Origin of the sequence: Aneurinibacillus aneurinilyticus ATCC 12856, from assembly GCF_000466385.1 — a bacterium.
In the GTDB taxonomy this organism is placed as follows: Bacteria; Bacillota; Bacilli; order Aneurinibacillales; family Aneurinibacillaceae; genus Aneurinibacillus; species Aneurinibacillus aneurinilyticus.
Genome location: NZ_KE952785.1, coordinates 1 through 5493, shown reverse-complemented (window position 1 = coordinate 5493; position 5493 = coordinate 1). Strand labels below are relative to the sequence as shown.

At 43.9% G+C, this 5493-nt stretch carries 5 protein-coding genes; 1 reads left to right on the top strand and 4 read right to left on the bottom strand.

Annotated elements, in window-relative coordinates; translation table 11 throughout:
* Positions 1 to 140: 140 nt before the first annotated feature.
* Together glmS and HMPREF0083_RS28040 are read right to left on the bottom strand one after the other, a co-directional pair.
* Entirely contained in the window at positions 141 to 1976 is a 1836-nt protein-coding gene (gene glmS, locus HMPREF0083_RS12260; protein ID WP_040302562.1) for a glutamine--fructose-6-phosphate transaminase (isomerizing), read from the bottom strand.
* A 586-nt stretch (positions 1977 to 2562) separates the two neighbouring features.
* Positions 2563 to 2739 (bottom strand): hypothetical protein, encoded by a 177-nt coding sequence (locus HMPREF0083_RS28040; RefSeq protein WP_155847233.1) that lies wholly within the window; start codon positions 2737 to 2739, stop codon positions 2563 to 2565.
* Between the two features lie 200 nt (positions 2740 to 2939).
* On the opposite strand from HMPREF0083_RS28040, the gene HMPREF0083_RS12255 reads away from it, so the two are divergent.
* The gene (locus tag HMPREF0083_RS12255) at positions 2940 to 3977 is read left to right on the top strand and encodes an acyltransferase family protein (RefSeq protein WP_040302560.1); all 1038 of its coding nucleotides are present in this window, start codon (positions 2940 to 2942) and stop codon (positions 3975 to 3977) included.
* A 55-nt stretch (positions 3978 to 4032) separates the two neighbouring features.
* On the opposite strand, the gene HMPREF0083_RS12250 is transcribed toward HMPREF0083_RS12255, so the two are convergent.
* On the bottom strand, positions 4033 to 4470 hold the full coding sequence (locus tag HMPREF0083_RS12250) for a hypothetical protein (protein WP_021621702.1): 438 nt from the start codon (positions 4468 to 4470) through the stop codon (positions 4033 to 4035).
* A 222-nt stretch (positions 4471 to 4692) separates the two neighbouring features.
* Positions 4693 to 5328: an O-methyltransferase gene (locus HMPREF0083_RS12245; protein WP_040302558.1), complete on the bottom strand. Its 636-nt coding sequence runs from the start codon at positions 5326 to 5328 to the stop codon at positions 4693 to 4695.
* Positions 5329 to 5493: the final 165 nt, after the last annotated feature.

Sequence of the window (5493 nt, the reverse complement as noted above, 5' to 3'; positions counted from 1 at the left end):
CTTTTTATACCCTGTTCTTAACTTGATGGCTATGAGGACAGCCCCTCAAAATGTTAATCATAATAATTACTTGAAATCTTATTTATTTTCATCGCAACTTTATTTTAAATCTACACAATACCCCTCTAATAATTCCTTAACTATTCAACCGTCAAACTCTTGGCCAGGTTACGGGGGCGGTCTACCGCATGACCGCGCACCTTGCCTGAATAATATGCCAGAAGCTGTAGCGGAATTGCAGCCAAAATTGGCATCAGCAGCGGGTGCGTATCCGGAATATACATGACCTCATCCACTTCCTCCGCTAGCAAATCGTCGCCGATACGGGTAATGCCGACAACGAATGCGTCACGCGCTTTTACTTCCTTAATATTGCTGATCGTTTTATCAAATACACGCCGCTGAGTTGCCAGCGCAATCACCGGAACGCCTGGCGTGATAAGTGCCATCGTGCCATGCTTCATTTCGCCTGCCGCATAGGCGTCTGCATGAATATACGCCACCTCCTGTATCTTCAGCGCACCTTCAAGCGCCAGCACATAGTCGAGGCCGCGTCCTATCAAAAATATATGCTCCTGATCGTCGATTAACTGGGCAAATTGGTCAATCGCATCATGCGTCATAACCAGCGTTGAGTCTACGTCGCGGGGCAAATGGCTCAGTGCTGTCAACAACTTCTCCCGTTGTTCCTCATTCCCGGCTTCCAACTCCTGTGCCATCCAGAGGGACAGAAGCATTAGCACTGCAATTTGTGATGTATAGGCTTTCGTCGAAGCAACGGCCAGCTCTGGTCCCGCCTTCGTCAGCAATGTACAATCCGCCTTACGTGAAATCGTGCTTCCCGCTGTATTCGTAATAGCCAATGTCGGACAGCCCCATTTCTTTGCCTCACGGAGCGCTGAAAGCGTATCCGCCGTCTCACCGGATTGGCTTAAGAGAATAACCAGTGTCCTTTCATCGAGTCTAGCATGCTCATGGATGAATTCAGACGAATATGAGACTTCGACCGGTAGACCAAGTACTTTTTCCAGCGCTTTTTTTCCGATAATGCCAGCATGGTTGGACGTACCGCTGGCCACGATATCGATTTTACGCAAATTCCGCAATGCTTCCGCCGTCCATACCTTCTCCAGCTCAGGCAATTGTACACCGCCAGATGTCAGACGATTCGCCAGCGTATCTTCCAATGCCTTCGGCTGGTCGAAAATTTCCTTTAACATATAATGCTCGTAATTATGCTGAAGCATGTCGTATACTGTTTCATCAGCAAGCGAATACGCCGGCTCTACCACCGTGCCATCCATTTGCTTAATGGTGACCTTGCCTGGCGTAAGCGTAGCTATCTCACCATTCTTAATCGGATAAATCTGGCGCGTGTAAGGCAGAAGCGCTGGAATATCGGATGCAAGAAACGCTTCTTTACGCCCTAGCCCAAGTACGAGCGGATTATCCTGTGAGATTGCAACAATCGTATCCGGTTGCGCTTTAGACATAATCGCCAGCGCAAAAGAACCTTTTAGCATTGGCAGTACTTTCTGTACCGTCGCCTCCAGATCACCCGTATCATATTCTTCGAGCAGATGAGGGATAACCTCTGTATCCGTCTCTGTTTTAAATATATGGCCTTCTTTTGCAAGCATCCGCCTTACCTGCGGATAGTTCTCAATAATTCCATTATGTACAACGGTAAAGCGATGATCGCAACCCGTTAAAGGATGGGAGTTCGTTACCGACGGCGTACCGTGGGTGGCCCAACGAGTGTGGCCGATGCCCAGCGTACCTTGCTTTACCGGTTCGCGCAGCAGGTACGTGCGCAGATCTTTCACCCTGCCCACTGTCTTCCTAATCTCAATATGCTGCGAATCGGATACTGCAATACCTGCTGAATCATAGCCGCGATAATCCAATGTATCCAGGCAATCGAGCAGAATCGGAACCGCACTGCGATTCCCCAAAAAACCTACAATACCACTCATGTGCGTCCATCCTTTCCTTCTTGCTTGCCTTTTCATTATAACGAATTCGAAAAGGTGAATCCAGAAGGCAACTTTTTTTATGTTAGATATCTTAACATAAGAAGGAAAGGATGTGGGTATTAGGTTTATCTGAACGACCAAAGCCACGCAAATCCGGGGCGTACACAGTAAAGTGTTCTGTTTTCATTTTTTCCCCTCATCAAAAAACCGTGCCTGCTATATTAACCCGGCACGGTTTTTGCTTATTACAATTTACTTTATGCGTTTGCGTTTTTCTTCAATACATAATAAAGTAAGGCCGGAACAACTCCCAGTAATGCACATACAATTAGAAAGATCATTCCGCTGAAAACAATAAGATTATAATCCATACCGCAGCACTCTCCTTAGGCTAAAATATGTAACTCTATGTAAGAAAGACACCGCAACTGGCAAGAATAAAACTCATAGCAGGTATTTATCCATATTATAGGAGCTCCATATTAATATCGGGTTACAAATATGTGATCAATGTATGACCGCTGGCTTTTTCTTTTGTTACATATAGCAATCTCTTTGAAAAACCCCGGGGTTGCCGGGGCCAGGTTTATTCATGACGCGGGTACTTGGACTGTGATTCTCCGCCTGGCTGTAACTTGTCCATACGTGTTGCCTGAGTATCCGTGTAGCTCGCGAATTCGCTATCCTGCTTGCCTGGGGTTGCCTGATTGCTTTGCTGGCGTTTGTGATCAAGCGTTGGCGTATACTTTACACGTTTTGACATTATTTCCACCTCCATCTATAGCTTATCCCGTAAATCGGTCCCTATACTTACCATGCATAAAGTTGAACTTTTATGAAACTTTATGCTTATTTTCTTTCCTTGTGCTTTAATAGGGGGGATTTTACATTGACATAGTACCTAATACCCTTATAATCTGTGCATAGATGGTACAGAGGCAACTTTACAATGGAGGAAACGATATGTATTCGGATAAACGACTTTTTGCTTCACTATTCTTTGTACAGCTTCTGTCTTCGTTCCTTGTCCTTGCCGGCCATTACACAGCTGATGTTGATGACTTTATCCAATGGACATTCTGGGAGGCAGCGCTAAATCAGATTAGCCGCTACGGTACAGTTCTATTGGCGATTATTACCGGTTTTTTCACAGCTCATAGCCTGAATAGCAAAAACGTATCAGGTAAGCGCTTCTTCAAAGGAAAAATAAAATATATTTATATCCCTTTCCTGCTCGCAAGCATTCTATATTTCTTTATTCTGCGCAAAGATATACCCTTGCAGGCAGCTGATTGGAAAGATATATTTACCGGTCAAACCGCGGGCCACTTATACTTTATTTTTATGCTATGTCAATATTACGTATTCGCATATGCATTCCGTCGCATTCTAACAAAGCGCACGGTTGTATTTTTCAGTGTATTTTTCCTTGCTGTACAGTATACGTATATTAATATCGTAGCCCATGGGTGGCTAGAATTAGGTGTGCGTCACTTTCTGCCAACATGGATTTTTACCATTTACATGGGCCATCTCCTGTATTGGTATCGAAAAGCTATTTTTACGTTCCTTGAACGCCAGAAAGCTATTCTGGTCGGATTATTGGCTCTGTCCGGATTAAGTATGGTATACTTTGTCCTTTCATCTAAGCTGTACACAGCCAACCATCTGACCTTTGTGCTGGCAACGTTCATGCTGCTCGTATCAGGTGCTACTCTATTGCATTATGTGATTGATGCCCTGCATCTCCGCTTTCAGAAAGGTCTTACCTTCTATATTTATCTGCTTCATCCGGCATTCATTGTGTATGGGAACCGGATTATGAATGATAATTTCGCCATTGATTGGATTTTCCATAACAAACTAGCCTCGGCATTATATCTGCTAGCGATTTATGGAGCTACGTTTGCGGCTTCTTTACTGTGTGCCCTTATTGTGAATCGGGGCTTCGGTTGGCTGTCAAACGATCAAAAACGAAAGCAAGCGTCAAACAATGCTTAAGAGATATAAAAATAAGGAAAAAAACCCTTCTGCGATATTGCAGAAGGGCTTTTCGTTATACTATGCTCTTATGTTTGCGAGCCATGAATCGCCGCGCGTATTTCAGTGCCAGATACCGACTCGTGCATTCCACCACTTGAACCGGATATTCATCATGGCGAATAAAGACGAATACACCATTAATTTCCACCTGCGGAAACCATGCCTGCTGCTCTTGTCCTTTGTAAAAAAACACCAGTTTCTTCGCCCTGGTACGGTGCCCAAATCTAATGCCCCTAATTTTTTTTAGCTCCTGATTGGAGATAAGCTCAAGTACAGGCTGGCCTGATTCATAGTTCAGTCGCTTAATAAACGGATATTTTTCATACAACAGGCGGGAAAGCAATTCCGAGCGCTCTGCTTCATTATTCAACATCGTTGAATATTCTTCGAAATCTTCCATCCAGGTGAATGGAAATGCCTGTTCATTCGTTTGTATTGTTTGAGTATTCACGTCCAACCATCCTCTTTTATGTAATTTCGTTAGTTTATACTACATTATTACCACCGTAAAAAGAGAATGAAACATTTTTTAACTTTTTAGCTAAGAAGTTCCCCATTTCTAAACGTGAAGGCGCGACAGCACCAGTGAGTTATAATACGTAGTATTTTTATACTTTAAAAGAATAAACAATAAAACAAGACTGCCGAAGTTTTTTCGACAGTCTGGAAGCTTCTATTTTTCTTTGACCCTTGCCATAGCCATACCGTCTCCAAGTGGGATGAGTAGCGATTCCAGTCGGCTATCCCCAGCTATTTTTTCATTGAAAGCACGAAGCGCTCGCGTAGAGTCTTCTTGAGCTGTTTCATCATAGACACGACCATGCCACAGCACATTGTCCGCAACAATAATAGCTCCGGGATTTGCAAGACGAATACAATGCTCCAGATAGTTGGAATAGTTCGGCTTGTCGGCATCAATAAAAAAGAAATCGAATGTCTTCCCTTCTCTCTCCAATTGCCCTAAACTATCCAGCGCCTCACCGATTCGGTATGTTACTTGCTCCCCCACTCCAGCTTTCTTCAAATTTGCATGGGCAAGATCGGCATATTCCTGCTTCAGTTCGAGAGAGGTTAGATGTCCTTCCCCTCTTAGTCCCCGCAGCAGGCAAATGCCACTGTATCCACCAAGTGCACCGATTTCGAGGATTTGCTTCGCATTTGCAGTTCGTACAAGCATCGTCAGAAATATACCGCCCTCCGGCGAGACAGAGATAGATGGCATCCCTTGCCGCTCAATGCTTTTGATAACATCTGCAAGTATTTCATCTGGTTGAGCAAATAACGAACGGATGTATTCTTCCTGGTTCATCTTACTGTATCGACTCCTTTTCCTATCCCTGTATTTTATAAAAAATAATAACATGCTGATTATCTGATTATGCTGATTATCTGATTCGCTTTCGTTCATTCATTCCCTGCTGAATTCTATAAAATTCATAACACACGCCTGTTGATTATCCATAAGGTGGAAGAA